Below are 24149 nucleotides of genomic sequence, written 5' to 3' on the forward strand. Positions count from 1 at the left end.
GCCCGCCCCCGTGTCGAAGGTCAGGCCGCGGCGGTACGCGTGCGACGCGCGCGCGCCGGCAGGCGACGGGCCTGTACCCCCGGCTGGCGCAGGCGGCGCAGCCACGCCCGCAACGGCAACGGACAGCCCAGCAGCGCCCACCAGGCCGCCAGCGGCATGCCCACCAGCCACAGCGGCAGCCAGCCCAGCCAGACACTGCTGCCGCGCGCGGCCGGCCACACCAGCACCAGGGCCAGGCCGGCCAGGGCCAGCTGCTGCACGCTGCGCAGCAGGCGGCGGTCGGATGCGAAGCTGTCGCGTTCAGCAGGGTTGCGACGGGAAGAGCGAGCGTTCATGGGCGTTCTCGGCGATTCGATGGTGGCCAGCTTGGCGCGCCGCCTTCTCAAGAGCTGCGACACCATTGACGGATCGAGCACACACAGTCGACCATGCTTGGGCACCCAATGGAGCTCGCTCCCGCATGTCCTCGATCCGCCCGTTCTGCGCCGTGTTGCTGGCTCTGTCCCTTGGAGGCCCCGCACTGGCCGCCAGCGACCCGCCGTCACCCCGCGCCAGCGCATCGGGGGCATCCGAATATGGTGCGCCGATCGACCTGCAGCGCTTCATGGGCACGTGGTATGTGATCGGCCGCGTGCCGAACTTCATCGAACGCGGGCACGTGGCCAGCGTCAACGAGTACACGCTGCGCGAAGACAACAAGGTGGGCATCGTCTACCGCTACCGCGAAGGCTTCAGTGCGCCCCAGCAGGAAGTGCGCGCACGCGCCAGCGTCGACGCCGACAGCGGCAACCACGCCTGGCGCACCTGGTTCTACCGGATCGTGCCGACCCATTCGCGCGTGCTGGAAGTGGCCCCGGACTATTCGTGGGCGATGATCGGCTACCCGGGCCGGGAAATGGCCTGGATCTTCGCGCGCCAGCCGGACATGGACAAAGCGCTGTACAAGGAGCTGGCCGAGCGCCTGCGCGACGAGTACGGCGTCAACACCGACAAGCTCAAGCGCGTGCCGCAGCACCCCGATCAGGTGGGCAAGCTGGGTTACGAAGTCCCGAACGTGCGTTGAGCAAAGCGCCGCCGGGCATGGCCCGGCGCTAACTGCCACGCGCTACGCGGCCCGCGGCTGCACGCGGCGCTCGATCTCGCCAAGGGTGGCCAACGTCTTCAGGTCGTAGGCCGCCTGCAGCGCCAGCCACGATGCAGCATCCCCGCCGAAATGGCGCGCCAGCCGGGCAGCGGTATCAGCGGTGATCGCACGTTCGCCGTGAACGATGGCATGCAGGCGGGTGGCCGGAACATCCAATGCCCTCGCCAGTGCATTCACGCTCAGGGCCAGCGGGGAAAGGAACTCCTCGCGCAGGATCTCGCCGGGATGGATGGCCCGCATGCGGTTGTCGGTTGGCTTCATGGCGAATGCCTCAGTGGTAGTCAACAATTTCCAGGGATTCAGGGCCGCTGTCGGTCCAGATGAAACACAACCGCCACTGATCATTGATGCGCAGGCTGTGCTGCCCCCTGCGGTCACCAGCCAGCGCCTCCAACCGGTTGCCGGGCGGACTGCGCAGGAACGCCAGCGTCTGTGCCGAGTCGAGCATCTGCAGCTCGCGTTCCGCTGCCCGTCGAATCGGCAGCCAGGCGCGTAGACAGTGGCCTTCAAACAAGGCGCGGGTGTGCTTGCAGCGGAAGGACCGGATCATTCCGCGAAACGTATTACGCGAAACGGAATATACCAAGAGGCTGGATGTGCTGCCAGTCCCGGTTCGGCGATTCAGGTTTTCAATGGACGGATTGTGTCACGCCGCCGCCGGGCATGGCCCGGCGCTTCCCGAACGACGCCGGGCGACGCCCGGCACCGGGTTACTTGCGGGTGTAGTGCGCGACCAGTCGGTCGCCGAGCATCTGCAGCAGCTGCACCAGGATCAGCAGCACCACCACGGTGACCAGGGCCACGTCGGTGCGGTTGCGCTGGTAGCCTTCGCGCAGCGCCAGGTCGCCCAGGCCACCCGAACCGATCGCGCCGCCCATGGCGGTGAAGCCGACCAGGGCGACGGTGGTGACCGTAGCGGCCGCGATCAGGCCCGGACGGGCTTCGGGCAGCAGCACGCGAGTCACCAGCTGCCAGGTGGTGGCACCCATCGACTGCGCCGCCTCGACCACGCCACGGTCCACTTCGCGCAGCGCGGTTTCCACCAGGCGCGCATAGAACGGCGCCGCACCGATCACCAGCGCCGGCAACGTGCCGAGCACGCCGATCGACTGGCCCATCAACCACAGCGACACCGGAATCAGCACCACCATCAGGATGATGAAGGGCACCGAGCGCAGCAGGTTCACCACGATCGCCAGCACGCCATAGGCCAGCGGCCGGCGCTTCATCTGCGGCGCACCGAACACGTACAGCAGCACGCCCATCGGCAGGCCGATGGCCAGGGTGAGCGGCAGCGAGCCGGCCATCATCAGCAGCGTCTCGATGGTGGCCTTGCCGATATCCACCCACTTGTCCGCATCCAGGTGGCGGAAGAAACCTTCAGCAGTGGCGACGATCATCGGCGCAGTTCCTCAACGTGCACGCCGGCAGCCACGAACGCGGCCTGCGCGGCGGACTGGTCACCGCCCACCAGGGCGACCACCAGCTGGCCATACGGGGTGTCCTTGATCCGGTCGATACGGCCGGACAGGATGTTGTAGTCGACGCCGGTCTGCCGCGCCACGCTGCCCAGCAACGGCTCGTAGGTATCGCCGCCGAGGAAGGTCAGGCGCACGATGCGGCCACCGACCACGTCGAAATCACGGTGCAGCGTGCCCTCGTCCACATGCTCCGATTCGCTGACGAAGCGGCGCGTGGTCGGGTGCTGCGGGTGCAGGAAGACCTGCGTGACCGGACCGGTTTCCACCAGCTGCCCGGCATCCAGCACGGCCACGCGATCGCAGACGCGACGAATCACGTCCATCTCGTGGGTGATCAGCACGATGGTCAGGCCCAGCTCGCGGTTGATCTTCGACAGCAGCGACAGCACCGACGCGGTGGTCTGCGGGTCGAGCGCACTGGTGGCCTCGTCGCACAGCAGGATCTGCGGGCGGGTCGCCAGCGCCCGGGCGATGCCCACGCGCTGCTTCTGGCCGCCGGACAGCTGCGCCGGATACTTCGCCGCGTGGTCCTGCAGGCCCACGGTCTGCAGCAGCTCGGCCACGCGCGCGTCGATCTCGGCCCTGGCCATGCCGCCCAGTTCCAGCGGGAAGGCCACGTTGCCGGCCACGGTGCGCGAGGACAGCAGGTTGAAGTGCTGGAAGATCATGCCGATGCGCCGGCGCAGCGCGCGCAGCCCGTCGGCATCCAGCGCGGTGATGTCTTCGCCGCCGATCAGCAGGCGCCCACCGCTGGGTTCCTCCAGGCGGTTGATCATGCGGATCAGGGTCGACTTGCCCGCGCCGGAATGGCCGATGATGCCGAACACTTCGCCGGCCTCGATGGTCAGGTCCAGCGGTTGCAGCGCGCTGACTTGGCGGCCGGCAACGGCATAGGATTTGTGCAGGCGCTGGAACTCGATCACGGGCGTGGCTCACCGGCGGGGCGATGGAAGGGGCGTGCAGCCTACCAGCGCAGGCGGTTGCGCGCCTGCGCCTTGGGCCAGAATGTTATTCCTTTTGGTTCTAAGTCGCGTGTACCGGGGATGATGTCGGGGGTCAGTAGAGTCGAGCTTGCTCGACTGCTTTGCGTCCGGCCACCGAAGCAGTCGAGCAAGCTCGACTCTACGGGTGGTCCAGCGGCTTGGGCGGCTGCACCCGGTTCAGGCGCTCGCGGTGCAGCAGGTACAGGCCCGAGGCCACGATGATGGCTGCGCCGGCCCAGGTGTAGCCGTCGGGCAGCTGGCCCCAGAAGGCCAGGTCCCAGCCGATCACCCAGACCAGGCCGCTGTATTCCAGCGGCGCGATCATCGACGCCTCGCCCAGCTGGAAGGCGCGGGTCAGGGCGATCTGCCCCAGCGCACCGGCCAGGCCCATGCCGGCGATCAGCGGCGCATGGGCCAGCTGCAGCGGCACCCAGCCGGGCAATGCCAACAGGCCGGCCCCGATGGCCATGATGACCAGGAACCAGACCACCATCGACTGCGAGGTATCGGTGCGGGTCAGCAGGCTGACGGTGATCGCGGCGATGGCATAGGCCGTAGCGGCCGCCAGCACCATCAGGCCGGGGATGGAGATGAAACCATCCACGCCCGGCCGCAGCACCATGATCACCCCCAGCAGGCCGACGCCGATGGCCACCCAGCGCCGCGGCCCGACCCGCTCGCCCAGCAGCGGCACCGACAGGGCGGCGATCAGCAGCGGGGCCACGAAGTAGATGCTGTAGGCGGTGGATAGCGGCAGATCGCGCAGGGCGAACACGAAGCAGCCGATCATCGCCATGCCCAGGCCGCCGCGCAGCAGGTGCAGGCCCCACCGGCGGGGGATGAGCGAACGCGGGCCGGCGCTGGCCAGCACCCAGACCAGCACGAAGGGCAGCGAGGCGGCACCACGCAGGAAAGTGACTTCCAGCGACGGATAGCTGGCCGACAGCTGTTTCATGCCGGCGTCCATCAGCGAGAAGCAGGCCACGGCGGCGACCATCCAGGTCACCGCGCGAGAGGGGGAGCGTTGCGCGTTCATGGCCCATTATCGCCGACCGCGTGCCCGGCCGGCGCCGGGCATGGGCGCCGCGATAGAATGGCGGCCACTGAATTCCGCGGAGCCACGCCCATGCCTTCCTTCGACGTCGTGTCTGAAGTCGACACCCACGAACTGACCAACGCCATCGACCAGGCCAACCGTGAACTGGCCACCCGCTTCGACTTCAAGGGCGTGGAAGCCAAGTTCGAGCGCGAGGGCGATGTCATCAACCAGACCGCGCCGACCGAGTTCCAGCTCAAGCAGATGAACGACATCCTGCGCGCCCGCCTGGCCGCGCGCGGCATCGACGTGCTGAGCCTGGAGTTCGGCGACATCGAGACCAACCTGGCCCAGGCCCGGCAGAAGATCACCGTCAAGCAGGGCATCGAGCAGAAGATCGCCAAGAAGATCGCCGCTGCGCTGAAGGAAGCGAAGCTGAAGGTCGAAAGCCAGATCAACGGCGACAAGCTGCGCGTGCAGGGCAAGAAGCGCGACGACCTGCAGGACGCCATCGCCGTGCTGAAGGCCGGCAAGTTCGAGCTGCCGCTGCAGTTCAACAACTTCCGCGATTGATGGATGCCGCCGGGCATGGCCCGGCGCTACCCGGGGGATCGCGCGATTGATGACCCGGCGCGCCCCGGGCCGCCGCGGTAGCGCCGGGCCATGCCCGGCGGACTGCCCGCTTAATCGCGCAGCAGCTTGTACAGCGTGGTGCGCGAAATACCCAACTGGCGGGCGGCCAGGCTGAGATTGCCTTCGGCCGCCTGCGCCGCACGCCGTGCGGCTTCGCGCTGCTGCTGGCGCAGTGGCACGTCGGCCACGGCCACCGGTGCCGCTGCCCGGGTGCGCGGTGCACGCGGTGCACGCAGGTGCTGCAGGTAGACCGCACTGCCCTCGCCCAGCCGCACCCGATGCGCCGGCCCGGGCTGCAGCAGGCGGCGGCGCTGCGCCGCACTGGCGCCGGCAAACACCGCCTGCATCGACAGCAGCGGCAACGGCCCACGGCGCGGCAGGCCCAGCAGGCGGCGTGCCACGCGGTTGGCGGCGCGCAGCTGCCCGTCATCCTGCACCGCCAGCAGCCCCTGCAGCGGCGTGGCCAGCCAGCGCGGATCGTGCTGCACGGCCAGCAGGTGCACATCAGCCAAGCCCTGGAACAGCCGGTTCTCGCTGGCCAGCGCGGCCTGCCGGAAGTAGCCCTGCAGCAGCGCCGGATCACGCTCGCCCAGCCCAGTGATGTCGATCGCCCCACAGACCTGGCCATCGAGGTCATGCAGCGGCTCGCTCAGGCAGAACACCGGCGCGAAGCGCTGCAGGTAATGTTCGTTGCCGCGCACCAGCGCCGGCACATCGTCGGCCAGGCTGACCGCCGGCGCGGTGGTACCGATCTCGGCCTCACCCAACCGCCGCCCGACCTGGATCGGCCGCAGCAGCGGCGCATCTTCCAGGCCATGCGCCTGCTGCGCGATCACCAGGCCCTCGCGGTTGGCGCAGAACATCGTCCAGCCACGGCCGCCGAAGGCGGCCCACAGCTGTTCCAGCTCGGGCTGCACGCAGCGCGCAAGCCGCCGGTCTTCGGGATCGCGCAGGCGCAGGCCATCGCCCTGCAGCGGCGGGTAGTAAGGCTCCTGCCCCGGCTGCACGCCGGCCGCGCGTGAACGCTGCCAGGAATGCTGCAGCGGCAGCGGCAACACCGCCAAGGATCGTGCATCGCCTTCCGCGAACGCAGCGCGCGCGGCGACCAGCTGTTGTTGCCCGACTGTCGTGGCCATCATGGAAGCAGAGTACACCCGCGCATGCCATGCCCGCGTAGCCGTGCCGACCAACGGTCGGCACCCACCAACAGCAGAGGTGCCGACCAACGGTCGGCACCCACCAACTGCAGAGGTGCCGGCCAACGGTCGGCACCCACCAACTGCAGCCGTGCCGACCAACGGTCGGCACCCACCAACAGCAGAGGTGCCGGCCAGCGGCCGGCACTACCGGGGGTTATGCGGCGATCCGCAGGATCGGCTTCAGGGTGATGCCGCGCGTGCTGTCCTCGGCCGCCTGGTTGATCTGCTCCAGCGGATAGAACTTCACCAGCTTGTCGAACGGGAACCGCCCCTGCAGGAACAGCGTCACCAGCTGCGGGATGAACACCTGCGGCACGCTGTCACCTTCGACGATGCCGCGGATGCTGCGCCCGCCCAGCAGCAGGTTGTTCACATCGAAACTGGCCGTGGTGCCCAGCTTCGGCGCACCCACCACGCCCATCATGCCCAGCCCGCCCAGCGCCTCGATGCCGGCCGACAACACCTCCGGGCGACCGGTGGATTCCAGCGCGAAGTCCGCACCGCCACCGGTGATCGCACGCACCGCTTCCACCACATCGGTTTCGCGGCTGTTGACCACGTGGGTCGCGCCCAGTTCAAGCGCCAGCTCCAGGCGCGAAGGCACCACGTCGATGGCGATGATGGTGGTGGCGCCGGCCACCTTGGCCGCCATCACCGCACTCAGGCCCACCGCGCCGGCACCGTAGCTGGCGAAGCTGCTGCCCGAGCGCACCTTCAGCGAATTGAGCACCGCCCCGGCACCGGTCTGGATGCCGCAGCCCAGCGGGCCCAGCAGTTCCAGCGGCGCATCGTCGGGCACCTTGATCGCGTTGATCTCGCGCGCGATGGCGAAGGTGGCGAACGAGGACTGCGCGAAGAAATGATCGTGCAGCGGCTGGCCCTGCGCATCGGTGATGGCGGTGTGGCCATGGCCATCATCGCCACCGAAGTTGAGCCCGAAGAAATCCTTGCAATAGGCCCCGTGGCCACCGCGGCAGGGGTTGCAGTGGCCGCAGGCGCCGTAGGTCAGCACCACGTGGTCGCCCACCTTCAGGTCGCGCACGTTCGGGCCCACCGCTTCAACGATGCCCGCGCCTTCATGGCCGAGCACCGCCGGCAGCGGCACGGGGTAGTACTGGTCGCGCACGATCAGATCGGTATGGCACAGGCCGGTGGCCACCACCTTCACCAGCACCTCGTCGTCCTGCGGGCCGCGCAGCCGCGCCTGCTCGATGACGAAGGGCTGTTCCTTGCCGCGGACCACGGCGGCGGTGATCTCACGCGTTGCGGTGTTGTCGTTCATCGTGATGGTTCCTTCGATCAGATCGGGTAGGCGGGCGCTTCGCCCTTGACGGTCAGCCACTGCCACTGGGTGAACTCTTCCCAGTTGGCCGGGCCGCCGATGCTGGTGCCGTTGCCGGACGCACCGACGCCGCCGAAGGGATTGATCACTTCGTCGTTCACCGTCTGGTCGTTGATGTGCAGCAGGCCGGTGCGCAGGCGCTCGCCCAGCTTCAGCGCGCGGCCGACGTTGCTGGACACGATCGCCATCGACAGTCCGTACTCGCTGTCGTTGGCCAGCTGCACGGCCTGGTCGTCATCATCGAACGGCACCACCACCGCTACCGGCGCGAAGATCTCTTCGTTGAACGCTGGGTTGTCAGCGGCCACGTTGCCGAGCACGGTGGGCGCGAAGAACAGGTCCTGGTGGGTGCCGCCGGCTTCCAGCGTGGCACCGGCCTTCACCGCGTCGGCCACCACGCGGGCGGCATGGTCACGCTGGGTGGCGTTGATCAGTGGGCCGATCGCCACGTCTTCGCGTGCCGGGTCGCCTACCTTCAGCGATTTCGCCTTGGCCACCAGCTTTTCCAGGAATGCGGCATGGATCTTCCTGTGCACCAGTACGCGGCCGGTGGCCATGCAGATCTGGCCCTGGTGCAGGTACACGCCCCAGGCGGTATTGGCCACGGCCAGGTCGAGGTCGGCATCGTCGAGGATGATCAGCGAATTCTTGCCACCCAGTTCCAGCGAGACCTTCTTCAGGTGCTTGCCGGCCGCTTCGCCGACCTTGCGGCCTGCGGCGGTGGAACCAGTGAACTGGATCATCGCCACGTGCGGGTCGCTGGTCAGCGCGGCACCGGCGGCGCCATCACCAGGCAGCATGTGCAGCACGCCGGCCGGCAGCCCGGCCTGTTCAAACAGGCGCGCGATGACCGCACCGCCGCAGACCGCCGTGCGCGGATCCGGCTTGAGCACCACGGCATTGCCCAGCGCAATGGCCGGTGCCACCGCGCGCATGGCCAGGTACAGCGGGAAGTTGAACGGCGAAATGACCCCGACCACGCCCAGCGGGCGGCGGCGGGCCAGGTTCAGCCGGCCCGGTTCGGACGGCAGGATTTCACCGGTGCTGCGCGAAGGCAGCGCGGCCGCTTCGTGCAGCGCCTTGATGGTCACCTTGGCCTCGAAGCCGGCCTTGAGGCGGGTCGAGCCACTTTCGCGCACCAGCCAGTCCACCAGGGTGTCGATGTTGTCTTCGGCCAGTCGCGCGGCCTGGCGCAGCACCTGGGCGCGCTGTTCGTACGGGGCGGCCGCCCAGGCCTGCTGGGCCTGCGCCGCAGCGGCGGCCGAGGTGGCGACCTGGGCGGCGTCGGCCAGGCCGACCTCGCCGAGCGTCTGGCCGGTGGCCGGTTCGATCACCGGCTGGCGCTGGGTGGCGGCCTGCCACTGGCCGTCGAAGAAGGCGCCGGACCAGAGTTCGTCCGGCAGCCACGGGGAAGATGCAATCATGGGGTGTCCTCCTGTGTCGTGCGTCCATTGCACGCCTGGCCCGCGGCGCAGGCAATCGGCCATCGGTGCGATATCGGCAAGCGCTTGAATGGATGGGACTTTCCAGCATCGCTACTGTCCAGTGCGTGGACAGTGAACGCCGCGACGCCGGGCGACTGCCTACAATGGCGGCCCCCGCCAGCCGAAGCGCCCGCCATGACCGACACCGCCCTGCCCACCGACGATCCGATCGCCGCCACCCGCCTGTGGCTGGAGCGGATCGTGATCGGTCTGAACCTGTGCCCGTTCGCCAAGGCGGTGTACGTGAAGGACCAGGTGCGCTTCGTGCTCAGCGACGCCACCACGCCCGAAGCGCTGGTGGAACAGCTGGCCGAGGAGCTGGTGCTGCTGCGCGATACCCCGGCCGAGCAGATCGACACCACGCTGATCGTGCACCCGCAGGTGCTGACCGATTTCCTCGACTACAACGATTTCCTGGACAACGCCGACGCCGCCATCGAGGCGCTGGACCTGCAGGGCATCCTGCAGGTGGCCAGCTTCCATCCGGATTACCAGTTCGATGGCGTGGCCGCCGACGATGCCAGCAACTACACCAACCGCGCGCCCTTCCCCACCCTGCACCTGCTGCGCGAGGAAAGCGTGGAGCGCGCCGTGGACGCCTTCCCGGACCCGGACGTGATCGTCGAGCGCAACATCCAGACCCTGGACCGCATCGGTGTGGCCGGCTGGCACCGTCGCCTGCGCGGCGAAGACCTGTCATGAGCGCGGCCCCGCCCATCGCCGCGTGGCCGGCGGCACCGCTGCAGGGCAAGGTGGTGCTGATCACCGGCGGCGCCAACGGCATCGGCCGTGGCATCGCCCAGGCCGTGCTGGGTGCCGGTGGCCGCGTGCTCATCGGCGATCTGGACGTGGAAGCAGGCCAGGCCTGCCTGGACGAATGGCAGCGGGGCGACGATGCCGCGTTCCAGCGCCTGGACATCGCCGACGAAGCCAGCGTGCGCGCCTTCATCGGCGTGGCGCAGCAGCGTTTCGGCCGCATCGATGGCCTGGTCAACAATGCCGGCATCGCCGGCCCGCACGGCACCGTGCTGCAGGACATGGACTGGGACGAGTGGCAGCGGCGGCTGTCCTCGCTGCATGGCGCGTTCCTGTGCAGCAAGCATGCACTGCCTGCACTGAAGGCCAGCGCGGCCGGTTCGATCATCAACGTCGCCTCCACCCGCGCCTGGCAGTCCGAAGCGAACAGCGAAGCCTATGCTGCGGCCAAGGGCGGGCTGGTGGCCTTCACCCATGCGTTGGCGATCAGCGCTGGCCCCGCGGTGCGGGTGAACAGCATCAGCCCCGGCTGGATCGGCACCACGGCCTGGCAGGCGCCCTCGCGCCGGCATGCGCCGGACTATTCGGCCACCGACCACGGCCAGCACCCGGTCGGTCGCGTAGGCGAACCCGAAGATATCGGCGCACTGGCGGTGTACCTGCTGTCGCCGCTGTCCGGCTTCAGCACCGGCCAAGATTTCATCGTCGACGGCGGCATGACCCGGAAGATGATCTACGCCGAATGACCGCTGTGCGGTAGCGCCGGGCCATGCCCGGCGGCTCTTCCTGCAGGGCCGCGCTGCGCGCTCGCCGGGCATGGCCCGGCGCTACCGGATTCACCGCCTTTTTTTTGCATTTACGCCATGCCCGGATGGCGCAACAACGCATCGATCTGCGGCACGCACGTGTGAGGTAGCGCCGGGCCATGCCCGGCGGCTCTTCCTGCAGGGCCGCGCTGCGCGCTCGCCGGGCATGGCCCGGCGCTACCGGGATGCACCGTCTGTCGCGCCCGCGGTCGGTAGTGCCGGCCGCTGGCCGGCAGATGCGTGGATGGCGGCGACGTGCCAACCAAGGCAGGTTCCAGTAGATCCACGCCATGCGTGGATGACGCCAGAGCGGTTACGCCATGCCCGAATGGCGCAGCAACGCATCGATCTGCGGCGCGCGGCCGCGGAACGCCTTGAAATTCTCCGCCGCGGGGCGGCTGCCACCGCGCGAGAGGATCTCGTCGCGGAACCGCGCGCCGGTTTCAGCCAGTGCCTGCGGCGCTTCTTCAAACGCCGCATAGGCATCGGCGCTGAGCACCTCGGCCCACTTGTAGCTGTAGTAACCCGCCGCGTAGCCACCGGCAAAGATGTGGCTGAACTGGTGCGGGAAGCGATTCCAGGCCGGCGGATGGTTCACCGCCACTTCGCTGCGCACGCGGTCCAGCAGCGCCAGCACGCTGTCCTGCGCCGGTTCGAACTGGCTGTGCACCAGCATGTCGAACAGGCCGAATTCCAGCTGGCGCACGGTCGCCATGCCACTGTGGAAGTTGCGCGCGGCCAGCATGCGCTCGTACAGCGCGCGCGGCAGCGGTTCGCCCGTGTCCACGTGCGCGGTCATGCCCTGCAGGTGGTCCCATTCCCAGCAGAAGTTCTCCATGAACTGGCTGGGCAGCTCCACCGCATCCCATTCCACGCCGTTGATGCCGGCCACGCCCAGCTCGCCGATACGGGTCAGCAACTGGTGCAGGCCATGGCCCATTTCATGGAACAGCGTGGTCACTTCGTTGTGGCTGAAGGTGGCCGGCTTGCCGTTGGCACCGCGGCCGAAGTTGCACACCAGGTAGACCAGCGGCGTCTGCACGCTGCCATCGGCGCGCTCGCGGCGGTTGCGGCAATCATCCATCCACGCGCCACCGCGCTTGCCTTCGCGCGCGTACAGATCCAGGTAGAACTGGCCCACCAGCGCGCCCTGCGCATCGACCAGGCGGAAGAAACGCACATCCTCGTGCCACACCGGCGCGCTGTCGTCCTGCACGCGCAGGCCATACAGCTGCTCGATCACCGAGAACAGGCCGCCCAGCACCTTCGGCTCGGTGAAGTACTGCTTCACCTCCTGCTCGGAATAGCTGTAGCGCGCCTGCTTCAGGCGGTCGGCGGCGAATGCCAGGTCCCAGGCCTGCAGGCTGTCGATGCCCAGCTGCTCGCGGGCGAACTGTTCCAGCTCGGCGCGGTCCTTGCCGGCGAACGGCTTGGCACGGGTGGCCAGGTCACGCAGGAAGGCCAGCACTTCGGCCGGGTCCTGCGCCATCTTGGTGGCCACCGAGTAATCCGCGTACGAGGCAAACCCCAGCAGTGCGGCCAGTTCCGCGCGCAGGGCGAGGATGCGGTCGATGTTGCCACCGTTGTCCAGCGCTTCGTCGCCGAATTCGGATGCACGCTGCGCGCTGGCACGGTACAGGATCTCGCGCAGGTCACGGTCCTCGCCCCAGGTCTGCACGGGCAGGTAGCACGGCATCTGCAGGGTCAGCTTCCAGCCGGTCTTGCCGTCTTTTTCGGCGGCGGCACGCGCAGCGGCCTTGACGTCGTCCGGCACGCCGGCCAGGCGCGCTTCGTCTTCCACGATCAGCGACCAGGCATCGGTGGCGTCGAGCACGTTCTGCGAGAACTTCGCCGACAGCGCCGACAGCTCCTCCTTGATCGCAGCAAAGCGCTGCTGGGCGTCGGCGTCCAGTTCGGCACCGCCCAGGCGGAAATCACGCAGGGTGTTGTCCAGCACTTTGCGCCGGGCCTCGTCGAAGCCGGCCGCGTCCGGGCTGGCGGCCAGTGCCTGGTACTGGCGGTACAGCGCCAGGTTCTGGCCCAGCGCGCTGGCGAAGCGGGTGACCCGCGGCAGGTTGCTGTTGTAGGCCTCGCGCAGTTCGGGGGTGTTGACCACGCCCTGCAGATGGCCGACCAGGCCCCAGGCGCGCCACAGGCGCTCGGTGGCATCGTCCAGCGGGGTCACGAAGGTCTCCCAGCGGACCGGCTGCACCTGCTCGGCGGCGCTGACGGCGGCTTCGGCCTCGGCCAGCAGCACATCCAGCGCCGGCCCCACGTGCTCGGGGCGGATCGCCTCGAAGCGCGGCAGGCCGGAAGCATCGAGCAAGGGGTTGGCAGCGGTCACGGCAGGTCTCCAGGTTACGGGCCCGGCAGGCGGGCAGCCCTGTCGATATGGCGCTGGCGCGGCCGCCAGACAAGGGGGTGGGAGAGGTTACGGGCGCTTCCAGTAGATCCACGCCATGCGTGGATGGAGCTTTCCACGGAACCCCGGCATTCACGTCGGCCTTACGGGCCCGCGCCGAAGCTGGCGGTGCGGGGGAGACCGCAGCGGTACGTCACGAGGAGGCCCCACATGGAAGGTCTGGCTCCAAGCACCACCGCTTCATCCGCCCGTTCGCTGGCCTTGACGGCCACCACGGACGAGCTGTCATGGATCGCCGCGCTGTGCGATGCCGGTGACGATGCGCCGCGCCACCTGGCCCAGCTGAAAGCCCTGCAACGCCAGGGCGGCCGGCTCAGCGAAACGCAGGAATGGTATCCGTTCGAAGTGATCGAACGCGGTGCCAGCCGCCTGCAGCCCGGGCACGAGCGCGAGTTCGTGATCTGCGTGCTGCTGTGGCTGAAGGCGCTGGCCCAGGGCCGCGCCAGCGTGCTGGACCCGCACCTGCACCAGGACGACCGCGCGATGGACATCGAGGCGTTGCCCGACGCACTGCGCGACATCCTGCTGGATGCCTACATGGATGCGGGGTACTGAGCGCCGAGGGGCCTGTGACCGGTGACCGGTGACCGGTGACCGGTGACCGGTGACCGGTAGAGTCGACTGTTAGTCGACTATCGCGTGCAACGCGGGATTTTCGCGGTCTGAGCAGAGAGCAGTCGACTAACAGTCGACTCTACCGGTCGAGGCTCGTGCAGCCGGCCGCGTTACAACGCTTCCAGGCTGCACCACGGCAGCGCGGGCAGGCCCTGCCCGGCCACGGCTGCGGCCAGCTGCGCGTCGGCACCGTCCACATCGATGCCCTGCCGGCCATACCACGCCGGGTCGTAATAGCTGTGCGCGTAGCGCTCGCCGGCATCACACAGGATGCTGACAATGCTGCCCTGGTGGCCGGCCTCGCGCATCCACTGCGCCGCCTGCAGCACGCCGATGAAATTGGTGCCGGTGGAACCGCCGACACGGCGGCCGATCTGGCGGCTGACATGGCGCATCGCCGCCAGGCTGAGTGCATCGGGCACCTTCACCATCGCATCCACGCTGGTCGGGATGAAGCTCGATTCCACCCGCGGCCGGCCGATGCCTTCCACCCGCGAACCGCCGCTGCAGGTCAGCCCGCGCCAGTCCGGCTCGCCCGCCACGGCGGCCTGGTAGCCGTCGAAGAACACCGATACTTCCGGGTCCGCGCAGAGGATGCGCGTGTCGTGCCGGCGGTAGCTGACGTAACGGCCGAGCGTGGCCGCGGTGCCACCGGTGCCGGGGCTGCACACGATCCACTCCGGGATCGGGCTGGGCTCCTCGGCCATCTGCTTGAAGATGGACTCGGCGATGTTGTTGTTGGCGCGCCAGTCGGTGGCCCGCTCGGCATAGGTGAACTGGTCCATGAAGTGGCCGCCGGTCTCGCGGGCCAGCCGTTCCGAATCGCAGTTGAGGTCGCAGGCGCGCTCGACCAGGTGGCAACGGCCGCCGTGGAATTCGATCGCGGCGATCTTCTCCGGCGAGGTCGTGGCCGGCATCACCGCAATGAACGGCAGGCCCAGCAGGCGCGCGAAGTAGGCTTCGGACACCGCGGTCGAGCCGCTGGAGGCCTCGATCACCGGCCGCCCCTCGCGCAGCCAGCCATTGGCCAGCGCGTACAGGAACAGCGAGCGTGCCAGCCGGTGCTTCAGGCTGCCGGTGGGGTGGCTCGATTCATCCTTGAGGTACACGTCGATACCCTCGAACCCGGGCAGCGCCAGCGGGATCAGGTGGGTATCGGCGGAACGGTTGAAATCGGCTTCGATCTTGCGGATGGCGGCGGCCACCCATTCACGCTGCGACATGGCGGGCAATCGTTGTCAGGACGGAACGGTGCGATCCGTCCATTGTACGTCGCAGTGCCGTCAGGTGGCGGCCGGTAGAATGGCCCCATCCGGCCAACACGGCCCTGTCTGAAGGACCTTCCCCCATGACCCTTCCCGCCCTGCGCGATATCCCCGGCGTGGCTGCCCAGGCCCCGGCCGAAACCCACGGCTTCGTGTTCAACCACACCATGCTGCGGGTCAAGGACATCACCGCCTCGCTGGACTTCTACACCCGCGTGCTCGGCTACCAGCTGATCGACAAGCGTGATTTCGCCGAAGCCCAGTTCAGCCTGTACTTCCTGGCCTACGTGCCGGCCGGCGTGGCCGTGCCGGAGGACGATGCCACCCGCCGCGTGTGGATGGCCGGCCTGCCGGGCGTGCTGGAGCTGACCCACAACCACGGTACCGAGACCCAGGACGGCCCGGTCTACCACGACGGCAACAGCGATCCGCGCGGCTTCGGCCACATCTGCGTGTCGGTGCCGGAACTGGAAGCGGCCTGCCAGCGCTTCGAAGACCTCGGCGTGCCGTTCCAGAAGCGCCTGACCGATGGCCGCATGAAGAACATCGCCTTCATCAAGGACCCGGACGGCTACTGGGTCGAGATCATCGCCAACGCCTGACCGGCCGCGCCAGGCGCTCGCCGGGCATGGCCCGGCGCTACCACAGCGGTCCCCTTCTTGTAGAGGTACGCATGGAAACGATGGAACTGCATCGCGGGCGCCTGATCGATCATCTGCAGATGGTGGTGCGCGACCTGGCCGCCAGCCGCCGCTTCTATCAGGCGGTGTTCGACAGCATCGGCATTCCCATTGCCGGTGAAGGCCCGGACTATTTCTGGGCCGACGAGCTTTTCATTTCCACCGCCAGCAGCGACGCCGCCGCCGGCCAGCTGACCGGCCGCCACCACTTGGCCTTCCAGGCACGCGATGCGGCCACGGTCGATGCCTTCCACGCCGCTGCCCTGGCCGCCGGCGGCACCGACAACGGCGCACCGGGCGAACGCCCCTACCACCCGGGCTACTACGGCGCCTTCGTGCTCGACCCGGACGGCAACAACATCGAAGTGGTCTACCACGGCCCAGCCACGTACAGCGCGGATTCGGTGAAGGTCAGCTTCTGAGTCCAGCGCTCCGCGCTCGCCGGGCCTGGCCCGGCGCTACCCACCAGAAAAACCGGGCAGTGCCCGGGGCCAACAACGAAGAAGCCGGGCAGTGCCCGGCTTCGTTCGTCCTGCGTGGCTGCCTCAGTGGGCCGCCATGTAGATGTCCTGCAGCACGGCTTTTTCCAGCTCCAGCTCGCCCAGCACGTTCTTCACGATATCGCCCAGGCTGAGGATGCCGATCAGGCGGTTGCCATCGGTGACCATCAGGTGGCGGCGGCGCGAGTAGGTCATCAGGGACATGGCCTGCTTCAGCGTGGCCTCCGGCGCGATGCCTTCCAGGCCGGTGGTCGGCACGGTGGAAATCACCCGGCGGCCGGCCTGCGGGCCGTCGTCGGCCAGGCTGCGCACGATGTCCTTCTCGGAGATGATGCCGACCGGCACCTCGTCCTTCATCACCACCAGGGCAGCGATTCTATTCGCGCTCATCTTGTGGGCGGCGGCACCGATGGTGTCTTCCGAATCGATGGTGATGACAGCTTCTTTCTTGGATTGCAGGAGTTCGCGGACGTTCATTCTTGTTTCCTGGTGCAGGTCACTGAAGTCAAAAAAGTGTGCTCTTCCGAATCGCCCCCTCCCCGGGAACAGACCTTTCAGCGCACGTCTGGCGCACGGGGTGGCCGCAGGACTGCATCGGCCAGCACGGTGCTGCAACGCGAACGAGGCCGGTGAAGGGCAACCCGCAGGGGCCTCGGACGATTCGATTCTACGACTGCCCTGCCCGGCCACTACCGGCACCGATGGGACGCTTCGTCGTGGAACCTGTCGACGATTCCGAGAATCGCACCCGCGGCAAAACCGGCGCTGAATACAGCGCTTTCAAGCGGCTCAAGTTCGCCGCCGCGCGGCCGACGCACGCGCAACCGCCTGACCGTGCAAAGTCAGGCCGGTCCGGGCAGGCCGTCAGGCGGTATGTGCGGCCGGCGGTGCCGGCGGCGGCAGCGGCCGCGCGCGGGTGGCCCACCAGCACAGCAGCGAACCAGCGGTGACGCAGGCCACGCCCTGCACGAAGCCCATGCCCGGCTGCAGCGACAGCCACACGCTGCTCCACAGCACCGACAGCACCGGCGCGAAGTAGGAGAAGATCGCCATCGAGGTGACATTGCCGTGCTGCAGGCCATGGTTCCAGCACGAGTAGGCGGTGGCGGTCAGCAGGCCGAACACCGCCACCTGGGCCAGGCCGCCCCAGTGCAGGTGCAGCGGCGGCGCATCGCCCAGCGCGTACTTCAGCCACAGCACCACGGCGGTGGCGACCATGAACAACGGCACCGCATTGCGCGAGCCACCGATGCGCTTGGTCACCACCGAATAGGTGGCCCACATGCACGAGGCCGCCAGCGCCAGCGCGTACGCCAGCGGGTTGCTGCGCAGGTTGGCCAGCAGCATCGCTGGCGACCACGCGCCTTCGCCGGTGATGACCAGCACCACGCCCAGCAGGCACAGCACGGTGGCCGGCAGCAGCAGCCAGTTGCCGCGCTGCATGCGGGTGAGCACGGTCAGCAGCACCGTCAGGCAGGGCCACAGGTAATTGATCATCACCAGTTCCAGCGCCTGCCCACGGTGGTGGGCCATGCCGATGGACAGCGACAGCGAGATCTCGGTGCCGATGAACAACGCACCGCCGATCAGCAGGTAGCGTCGCGGCAGCTGCGAGGGGCGCGGCACGCCCAGGATGAGCGCCGAGAACACCGCGGCAGCGGTGAAGACCAACGCCGCGCCACCGACCGCACCGAAGATCTCGGTGATCGTGCGCAGCATGCCCAGGACCGGGCTCCACAGCAGCACGGCGCTGGCGCCGATGAGGGTGGGAAGATGGGGTGACGCGGAGGCGCGCAGGGCGCGGAAGCCGTACATGGGGGCGACGACAACTAAGGGCGTTTCGGTTGAAAGGCACGCGCAGCGATGCGCCCGGCCCCGACAGCGGGACAGGCAGGTCATGCGGACGCGTGGGTCCTGGGGAGTGCGCTGGTCCGTAGCGACGTCCCCGGAACGCCCCGGCACTGTGCGTTGCAGGGGGGTACGGCGGGAGGCGGGTTACAGCAGCCGACTGGCCGAGGCGGATTGTACGCCTTCGATGCTGCGCCGCAATATGGCGCTGTTCATGCAGGTGGCTTTGCGTAGAATTCCCGGCCTGCACGCAAAGGAATGACTGCAATGACGCTGTCCCCCACCCGCACATTCGCCCCGATCATCGCTGCCCTGCTGGCCATGCCGGCGGCACAGGCCGCCACCACCATCGACGCGGCGCACTGGCAGAAGCTGGCACCGACCCTGCAGGCCGCGCTGGAATGCCGCGCCGACCCGGACGCCGCCGCCAAGGCCCTGGCAGGCCTGTCCAGCAAACTGGATGGCACCGACGAACCGATCAAGCCGCCGGTGCCGTTCACCGTGTTCGGCCTGCACGTCCGCTCGGTGTCGGTCTACATCGATCCCGATGGTGAACTGGGCGCCAGCTACACCGCCCAGCTCTCGGCCAACGCCGCCGCGGTACGCACCGCCTCCAAGCTCGGCCGCAAGCCCGAGCGCGATACCAGCATGGGTGTGCTGTCGATCGCCCAGGACGGCTCGGCACAGCTGACCTGCCTGGTCTATGGCGGCTACGACGAGCGCGGCTACCAGGAACCCTGAGGCACCTGCCAGGCGCGCGCCGGCTCCGTCACAGCGGGGCTGGCGCGTGCAACGCTGCACGCGCGCACAGCGACAGCTGCGCTATCGCGGAACCCGCCGCCTGCAGGAAGTCCTCTACCTGCGGGTGCAGCGCGCAGCCGCCGTTGTACGCCTCCTCAAGGCGCTTTCCTTCGTCGGCCAACGCAATCAGACCGGTCACCGCCAGTCCACCGGTGATGCGGTGGATGCGCCGGCACGCTTCCTGTGCATCCCCCGCCCGCAGTGCCTGCCGAAGGGCGGGCGCGTCCTCCCCGAACGCGACGGCGAGAACATCGACCATCTGCACGGCCACCGCCGCGCCCCCCAACTGGCGGCAGAGCGCCTGCCAGGCATGGTCCGCCGCAGCCTGCAGCTCGCCTGGGGCATCGGTGTTGCAGGCGTGCCCCCCGAGCGGCTGCATCCGGCCCGATGACGGCCCAGCCCCCTCGCCCTCCAGAAGCCGCATCATCGTGGAACGAAGCGCCGCGATATCAAACGGCTTCAGCAGCACACCGTCCGCCCCGGCCGAAGTGCATGCCTGCATGACCGCGTCGGACGTGCTGGCCGTCATCGCCACCATCGGCAGCCGCGCCATGGCTGCATCGTCCGACCCGCGCACGGCCCGCATCAGCGCATAGCCATCCATGCCGGCCATCTGGCAATCGGTCAGCAGCAGATCGATGTCGCCCGCGCGCTTCAACCTCTCCAACGCCTGCGCACCGTCGGCGGCCACAACAACGTCCTGGCCCAGGATATCCAGCCGGTACTGCATCATCAGCCGGTTCGCGGCATCGTCTTCGGCCACCAGCACGCGCCAGCGGCGGGGCATGGGCGGCGTCGCTTCCCCCGGGTGCTCCCCGGCCTGCCGCTGTGCCGGCGGCACCTCGAGGACGAAGCTCACCTCGGTGCCCCGGCCGAGCGCACTGTTGATGACCACGGTTCCGCCCATCAACTCGACCAGGCCCTTTACGATCGCCAGGCCCAGGCCGGTGCCACCGTGCTCCCGTGCCGTGGCAGCGGTAGCCTGCACGAAGGGCTCCAGCACACCCTGCAACTGTTCAGTGCTCATGCCGATGCCGGTATCGGCAACGGCAAAGCGCAGCCGCTGCGTCGCTTCCCCGGGCCGCGGCGCAAGCACGTCAACGGACAGGTCAATGGAGCCCTGCGCCGTGAACTTCGTGGCATTGCCCACCAGGTTCAACAGGATCTGGCGCAGCCTCAGCTCATCCAGCAGGTACGCCGGCGCAAGGTCACGATCAATCCGGATGTTGAGCTCAACGCCCTTGCGCCAGATGTCAGGCTCCATCAGTTCGCCGATGCCCGACATCAGCGCGGTCACATCGGTCGCGGCCGGATTGAGCTGCATGCCACCGCCCTCCAGCCGCGAAACATCCAGCACATCGTCCAGCAGCAGCCGCAGGGTGCGGGTGGCCTCGCCGACGATGGCCAGGATGTCCGTCTGGTCCGGCGTCAGTTCCGTGCCATCCAGAATTTCGACCATGCCCATGATGGCGCTCATCGGGGTACGGATCTCGTGGCTCATCGTCGCCAGGAACCCGGCCTTCGCCTCGGCCGCCCTTTCCGCCAGCGCCCTGGCCCGTTCCAGCTCGACCTCGGTGTCCTTGCGCCGCTGCACCTCGCGTGCAAGCCGCACCTGGTTCCAGCCCTGCACCAGGATGGCGGTCAGCAGGATGCCAAGCACCGGTACCAGCCAGCGCCAGAGCGTGGCCCAGTCCACCCCGTTGCCGTAGCTCACCGCAATCCACTTGCTGCGCAGATCCTGCTTCTCCCCTGGATCCATCTGCGACAGCATGCGATCCATCACCGCCACCAGCGGCGCATGCCGGCGCTGCACCGCGAAACTCAGCTCGTCGGAGAGCCCGGTCGTGGCCACCACCTCCAGTTGCCCCGAATGCCGGGCGCGGATCACCGCGTCGATGGCGGCCAGGTTGCCAACATAGACATCCGCACGCCCCGCAACGACGTCCTGGAGGCCGCGCTCCGTACTCGGCACCGGCACCACCCGCGCCCGTGGTGCAACCGACTGCACGTACCCGGCAAGCCGCTCCGGGTCGGACGAAGCAACGCGCAACCCGTTCAGATCGCTCAGCGAACGGACGTCGACCCCATCCCGTGCAGCGACGACCACGTTGGCGACCGTTGCAAAGGGTTGGCTGTAGATCCAATCCTCGCCAAGCCACGTGCCATCACGCGGCACGGCCACCACCACGTCGACGGCCTCGTCGCGTATCGCCTCGCGGATGTCGTCCCACGGCGCCGGCTGCACCGGGCTGAACTGAGCGCCGATCACCCGCAGCTTGCGAAGGTATTCGCTGGCCAGCCCCGAGGGGCGCCCGGTCCTGTCGGCAAACGCAATCGGCGCAAAATCGCTGGGCCACCCCACGCGCAACGTGTGGCGCATCGCCTGCACTTCCTCGGCACTCAAGGCGAATTCGCCCCGTTCGTTCCAGGCAAGCGGGGCCAGCCAGCGGTCGCGGTACGCCTGCCGCTCGGCAGCGCTGAGCGAACCGAGCGCCTCATTCAAGGCTTCCACCAGCGGCTGCTTCGCATTGGGCACCGCAAAATGCAGCAGATCGTTCGGCAGCCCACTCGGTCGTATCAGCGCCAGCGCCTGGAAGCGCGGGTTCTGCAGCAGGCGCGTTGCCACCTGCGCGTCGCCCAGGAAAACATCAGCGCTTCCCTCGGCGACCAGTTCCATCGCCTCCAGGGGCGCTGAAACGCCGATGTGCACAGCCTGCGGAAACCGCTTCTTCGCATATTCTTCCGTTGCAGCACCCGCCGTGGTCACCAGACGCACGCCCACCAGCGCGGGGTCGGCGCGCAGCTGGGGGTCATGGGGGTACGCGATCAGCCCGACCGGGGCCTCTGCATAGGGGTCCGTGTAGACCAGGCAGCGGGTGCGGCTGGCGCTCAACGAGACGTTCATCAGCACGTCGACACGGCCTGAGCAGGCGGCAGCCAGAAGCTCCTGGAAACCACTGAACCGCTCGAATCGAAGCGTCAGCCCCAACCGCTTCGCCAGATTGGCAAGCAGCTCTGGCGAAAGTCCTGCGGGCTGACCGTCTTCCACACTCTCGAACGGAGGCCAGTTCCCCACGAACCCCACCACCACCACCGGCCGCTCGGCAATGAACCGCTGTTGGGCAGGGCTGAGGTGTATGGCCGAAGAGGCGTGGCCGCCGGCAGCAGAGGGTTCTTCACCGCGCGCACCCGCAGGTGGTGCAAGCACGCACAGCAGGAACAGGGCAGCAAGCGCCGCCACAAGTCTCCGGGTCAAGCCAGTTTTCTCCTTGCTGGGGTAGATGGACGGTCACCGCTGCCGGCACGGCAGTCAGCCGGTGCGGACGCCCCCTCGCAGCGATCTCAGATAGGTATAGAGCTGCATGGTGTCGACCAGGCCCAGCTTCTTCATCGCACTGGTCTTCTGCTTGCTGATGGTCGCCACGCTGCGCGAGCTGCGCGCGGCAATGGCCGTGACCGAAAGGTTGTTTGCGAGCTGCCTGAGCACGTCGATCTCGGCCTTGGTCAATTCCGCTTCGGGAAGCGAGACGTCAGGGATCAGGTCTTCACCCTGGAAACTTTTTCCGACATGCGTACCGGCACGTTCCACATTGCGCAGCGCCTCGAGCAGCTCATCAACTTCGTCGCGCTTGGACACCACGCCACTGACGCCCAGCCCGACCAGGGCATCGACGATCACCGCGCTGCCCGAAATCGTCAGCACCACCACCCTCACTCTTGGGTAGCGGCGCCTGAGCAGCTTGATCAGGGCCAGGCCGTCCGTGGATCCCGCCTGCGCCATGCTCAGATCCGTGATGACCAGATCCGCAGATTCCGCCTCGATGGCCTCGACCAGATCCCGGCCGTTTGCGACCTCCGCCACCACATCGCACCGCCCCCAGATTTCCGCAACCAGTTTCATTCCAAGACGCGCGGCAGGGTGATCATCAGCAACGACAACTCTGTACACGGCGCTCTCCCTAGGCACGTTCCAGCGGTGCTGCAACCTTCTTCCCAGTGGCGCAATAATTCAATGCAACTACTTGGATATTCGCTTTTTGCGACACAGTTCCGGAACTGTCGTCGCAGTCGGTGCAGCGCCATTGACTCCTGTAGAGCCGAGCCTACGCTCGGCTGCATTCGCTTCTGTAGAGCCGAGCCTATGCTCGGCTGCACGTGACAAGCCGAGCATGGGCTCGGCTCTACATATTTGTCGCAATCAGCACGTTCTGACAGCTTTCGCAGTTTTGCTGCAAGCATTCGTATTTTTTCTATTTTGAAACTTTCCTCATTGGCAGCACGGGCGCCCAGTGCGAATCATGTACCGCCACCGAAAACGGGTGGCACGGGCTTGCAATCCCGTTAGGTTGATGTGTTGGTTACGCTTGCCTGCCGGCGTCGCCCATCCCCTGTGGGTGGCGTCGGCAGGCATTCTGCCCGCGACTATGGCGGGCGGTGCGTGGGGGCCTCGTGCCCGCCGGCGTTTGCATCAGCCTCCGGTATTGCAACCACGCACCGTCCGCCGCCCTCGCTGTCAAGCAGGGTGGCTTCTCTTTGCCGCATGCATAAGGAAGCCTCCATGAGCACTACACGTTACCCCTACCTCTTCGCCACCCTGGGCGAGGCCGCCAACACGCTGCCCGATGAACTCGCCCAGCCGTTGGAAACCACCCTTGCCGCCCAGCAGTCCGCAGAAGGCGTCACCCTGCTGGGCAGCCTGCAGCGCATCCGCCAGGTGGAAGGCGCCGATGGCCAGCCGCTGCGGCGCAGAGGGCGCAACACCGGCCAGTGCATGGCGCTGGCGCGCATCAACCGGGCAAACGCCGGGCTGACCGTGCTGCTGGAGCTGCTGCACGCCAGCGAGCGCGTGCGCGAGGACGGCGATGAGGCGCAGCAGATCGGCAACGACGTGCGCGAGGGCCTGCTGCTGGCCTGCCGTGGGTTGTCTGAGTATGTGGATGAGCAGGTGCAGGTGGCCTGAGGCATTCCGCCGGGCGCGGCCCGGCGCTACCGGATGCAATTCCGCCGGGCATGGCCCGGCGCTACCGGATGCAATTCCGCCGGGCATGGCCCGGCGCTACCGGATGCAATTCCGCCGGGCGTGGCCCGGCGCTACCTGTAGATTCCTGTAGAGCCGAGCCTATGCTCGGCTGAGGTGTCTGTACGACATGCAGC

The 24149-nt window shown here is 68.0% G+C and carries 24 protein-coding genes; 9 read left to right on the forward strand and 15 right to left on the reverse strand.

The annotated features are described in order from the left end of the window. Positions 1 to 20: 20 nt before the first annotated feature. A complete protein-coding gene (locus tag QMZ26_RS12440) occupies positions 21 to 335 on the reverse strand; it encodes a hypothetical protein (RefSeq protein ID WP_108747401.1) in 315 nt (104 codons plus the stop codon). 125 nt (positions 336 to 460) lie between these two features. Between QMZ26_RS12440 and QMZ26_RS12445 the strand changes: the two genes are divergently transcribed. Further along, complete coding sequence (locus QMZ26_RS12445) at positions 461 to 1063, forward strand: lipocalin family protein (RefSeq protein WP_283221630.1); 603 nt, start codon at positions 461 to 463, stop codon at positions 1061 to 1063. Between the two features lie 42 nt (positions 1064 to 1105). On the opposite strand, the gene QMZ26_RS12450 is transcribed toward QMZ26_RS12445, so the two are convergent. The 5 genes from QMZ26_RS12450 to QMZ26_RS12470 form a co-directional block, all read right to left on the reverse strand. Beyond that, positions 1106 to 1405, reverse strand: a complete 300-nt coding sequence (locus tag QMZ26_RS12450) for a HigA family addiction module antitoxin (RefSeq protein WP_283221631.1) — start codon at positions 1403 to 1405, stop codon at positions 1106 to 1108. 10 nt (positions 1406 to 1415) lie between these two features. Next, complete coding sequence (locus QMZ26_RS12455; protein ID WP_283221672.1) at positions 1416 to 1694, reverse strand: type II toxin-antitoxin system RelE/ParE family toxin; 279 nt, start codon at positions 1692 to 1694, stop codon at positions 1416 to 1418. 160 nt (positions 1695 to 1854) lie between these two features. Continuing rightward, the gene (locus QMZ26_RS12460) at positions 1855 to 2544 is read right to left on the reverse strand and encodes a methionine ABC transporter permease (protein ID WP_079223454.1); all 690 of its coding nucleotides are present in this window, start codon (positions 2542 to 2544) and stop codon (positions 1855 to 1857) included. Next, entirely contained in the window at positions 2541 to 3548 is a 1008-nt protein-coding gene (locus tag QMZ26_RS12465; protein WP_079223455.1) for a methionine ABC transporter ATP-binding protein, read from the reverse strand. Before QMZ26_RS12465 ends, QMZ26_RS12460 begins: the two co-directional genes overlap by 4 nt. Before the next feature lie 199 nt (positions 3549 to 3747). After that, a complete protein-coding gene (locus QMZ26_RS12470; protein ID WP_283221632.1) occupies positions 3748 to 4644 on the reverse strand; it encodes a DMT family transporter in 897 nt (298 codons plus the stop codon). 90 nt (positions 4645 to 4734) lie between these two features. On the opposite strand from QMZ26_RS12470, the gene QMZ26_RS12475 reads away from it, so the two are divergent. After that, on the forward strand, positions 4735 to 5217 hold the full coding sequence (locus QMZ26_RS12475; protein ID WP_108747403.1) for a YajQ family cyclic di-GMP-binding protein: 483 nt from the start codon (positions 4735 to 4737) through the stop codon (positions 5215 to 5217). 110 nt (positions 5218 to 5327) lie between these two features. Here the strand turns inward: QMZ26_RS12475 and QMZ26_RS12480 are convergent, their stop codons facing one another. The 3 genes from QMZ26_RS12480 to QMZ26_RS12490 all read right to left on the reverse strand — a co-directional run bounded on the left by QMZ26_RS12480 (position 5328) and on the right by QMZ26_RS12490 (position 9242). Next, positions 5328 to 6413 carry a helix-turn-helix domain-containing protein gene (locus tag QMZ26_RS12480; protein WP_283221633.1) on the reverse strand — a complete coding sequence of 362 codons (1086 nt, stop codon included), beginning with the start codon at positions 6411 to 6413 and terminating at the stop codon, positions 5328 to 5330. 217 nt (positions 6414 to 6630) lie between these two features. Beyond that, the gene (locus tag QMZ26_RS12485; protein ID WP_079223462.1) at positions 6631 to 7758 is read right to left on the reverse strand and encodes an NAD(P)-dependent alcohol dehydrogenase; all 1128 of its coding nucleotides are present in this window, start codon (positions 7756 to 7758) and stop codon (positions 6631 to 6633) included. Between the two features lie 17 nt (positions 7759 to 7775). Further along, on the reverse strand, positions 7776 to 9242 hold the full coding sequence (locus QMZ26_RS12490; protein ID WP_200733466.1) for a benzaldehyde dehydrogenase: 1467 nt from the start codon (positions 9240 to 9242) through the stop codon (positions 7776 to 7778). A gap of 195 nt (positions 9243 to 9437) precedes the next feature. Here QMZ26_RS12490 and QMZ26_RS12495 point away from each other — a divergent pair, with 195 nt between their 5' ends. Then, entirely contained in the window at positions 9438 to 10004 is a 567-nt protein-coding gene (locus tag QMZ26_RS12495; protein ID WP_079223466.1) for a DUF1415 domain-containing protein, read from the forward strand. Continuing rightward, the gene (locus QMZ26_RS12500; protein ID WP_283221634.1) at positions 10001 to 10804 is read left to right on the forward strand and encodes an SDR family oxidoreductase; all 804 of its coding nucleotides are present in this window, start codon (positions 10001 to 10003) and stop codon (positions 10802 to 10804) included. Before QMZ26_RS12495 ends, QMZ26_RS12500 begins: the two co-directional genes overlap by 4 nt. Positions 10805 to 11177: 373 nt before the next feature. Here the strand turns inward: QMZ26_RS12500 and QMZ26_RS12505 are convergent, their stop codons facing one another. Continuing rightward, complete coding sequence (locus QMZ26_RS12505; RefSeq protein ID WP_283221635.1) at positions 11178 to 13208, reverse strand: M3 family metallopeptidase; 2031 nt, start codon at positions 13206 to 13208, stop codon at positions 11178 to 11180. A 228-nt stretch (positions 13209 to 13436) separates the two neighbouring features. Between QMZ26_RS12505 and QMZ26_RS12510 the strand changes: the two genes are divergently transcribed. After that, a complete protein-coding gene (locus tag QMZ26_RS12510) occupies positions 13437 to 13841 on the forward strand; it encodes a hypothetical protein (RefSeq protein ID WP_079223472.1) in 405 nt (134 codons plus the stop codon). A 170-nt stretch (positions 13842 to 14011) separates the two neighbouring features. Here the strand turns inward: QMZ26_RS12510 and QMZ26_RS12515 are convergent, their stop codons facing one another. Then, positions 14012 to 15124: a PLP-dependent cysteine synthase family protein gene (locus QMZ26_RS12515; RefSeq protein ID WP_200733463.1), complete on the reverse strand. Its 1113-nt coding sequence runs from the start codon at positions 15122 to 15124 to the stop codon at positions 14012 to 14014. Between the two features lie 125 nt (positions 15125 to 15249). Between QMZ26_RS12515 and gloA the strand changes: the two genes are divergently transcribed. Together gloA and QMZ26_RS12525 are read left to right on the forward strand one after the other, a co-directional pair. Continuing rightward, positions 15250 to 15768, forward strand: coding sequence for a lactoylglutathione lyase (gene gloA, locus QMZ26_RS12520; RefSeq protein WP_079223476.1), 519 nt, complete (start codon positions 15250 to 15252; stop codon positions 15766 to 15768). A gap of 71 nt (positions 15769 to 15839) precedes the next feature. Then, positions 15840 to 16268 carry a VOC family protein gene (locus QMZ26_RS12525; RefSeq protein ID WP_283221636.1) on the forward strand — a complete coding sequence of 143 codons (429 nt, stop codon included), beginning with the start codon at positions 15840 to 15842 and terminating at the stop codon, positions 16266 to 16268. A gap of 123 nt (positions 16269 to 16391) precedes the next feature. Here QMZ26_RS12525 and QMZ26_RS12530 read toward each other — a convergent pair whose 3' ends face one another. Together QMZ26_RS12530 and yddG are read right to left on the reverse strand one after the other, a co-directional pair. After that, positions 16392 to 16823, reverse strand: a complete 432-nt coding sequence (locus tag QMZ26_RS12530) for a CBS domain-containing protein (RefSeq protein ID WP_283221637.1) — start codon at positions 16821 to 16823, stop codon at positions 16392 to 16394. Between the two features lie 387 nt (positions 16824 to 17210). Next, positions 17211 to 18161 carry an aromatic amino acid DMT transporter YddG gene (yddG, locus tag QMZ26_RS12535; protein WP_283221638.1) on the reverse strand — a complete coding sequence of 317 codons (951 nt, stop codon included), beginning with the start codon at positions 18159 to 18161 and terminating at the stop codon, positions 17211 to 17213. Positions 18162 to 18461: 300 nt separating this feature from the next. Between yddG and QMZ26_RS12540 the strand changes: the two genes are divergently transcribed. Beyond that, entirely contained in the window at positions 18462 to 18935 is a 474-nt protein-coding gene (locus QMZ26_RS12540) for a hypothetical protein (protein ID WP_283221639.1), read from the forward strand. A gap of 28 nt (positions 18936 to 18963) precedes the next feature. Here QMZ26_RS12540 and QMZ26_RS12545 read toward each other — a convergent pair whose 3' ends face one another. Together QMZ26_RS12545 and QMZ26_RS12550 are read right to left on the reverse strand one after the other, a co-directional pair. Continuing rightward, on the reverse strand, positions 18964 to 22251 hold the full coding sequence (locus QMZ26_RS12545) for a transporter substrate-binding domain-containing protein (RefSeq protein WP_283221640.1): 3288 nt from the start codon (positions 22249 to 22251) through the stop codon (positions 18964 to 18966). A 54-nt stretch (positions 22252 to 22305) separates the two neighbouring features. Then, on the reverse strand, positions 22306 to 22944 hold the full coding sequence (locus QMZ26_RS12550) for a response regulator transcription factor (RefSeq protein ID WP_200733457.1): 639 nt from the start codon (positions 22942 to 22944) through the stop codon (positions 22306 to 22308). A gap of 609 nt (positions 22945 to 23553) precedes the next feature. Between QMZ26_RS12550 and QMZ26_RS12555 the strand changes: the two genes are divergently transcribed. Beyond that, positions 23554 to 23955 carry a hypothetical protein gene (locus QMZ26_RS12555; protein ID WP_283221641.1) on the forward strand — a complete coding sequence of 134 codons (402 nt, stop codon included), beginning with the start codon at positions 23554 to 23556 and terminating at the stop codon, positions 23953 to 23955. The last annotated feature ends 194 nt before the right edge of the window (positions 23956 to 24149 follow it).

The sequence above is a fragment of the Stenotrophomonas sp. PFBMAA-4 genome (assembly GCF_030053215.1).
Taxonomy (GTDB): domain Bacteria; phylum Pseudomonadota; class Gammaproteobacteria; order Xanthomonadales; family Xanthomonadaceae; genus Stenotrophomonas.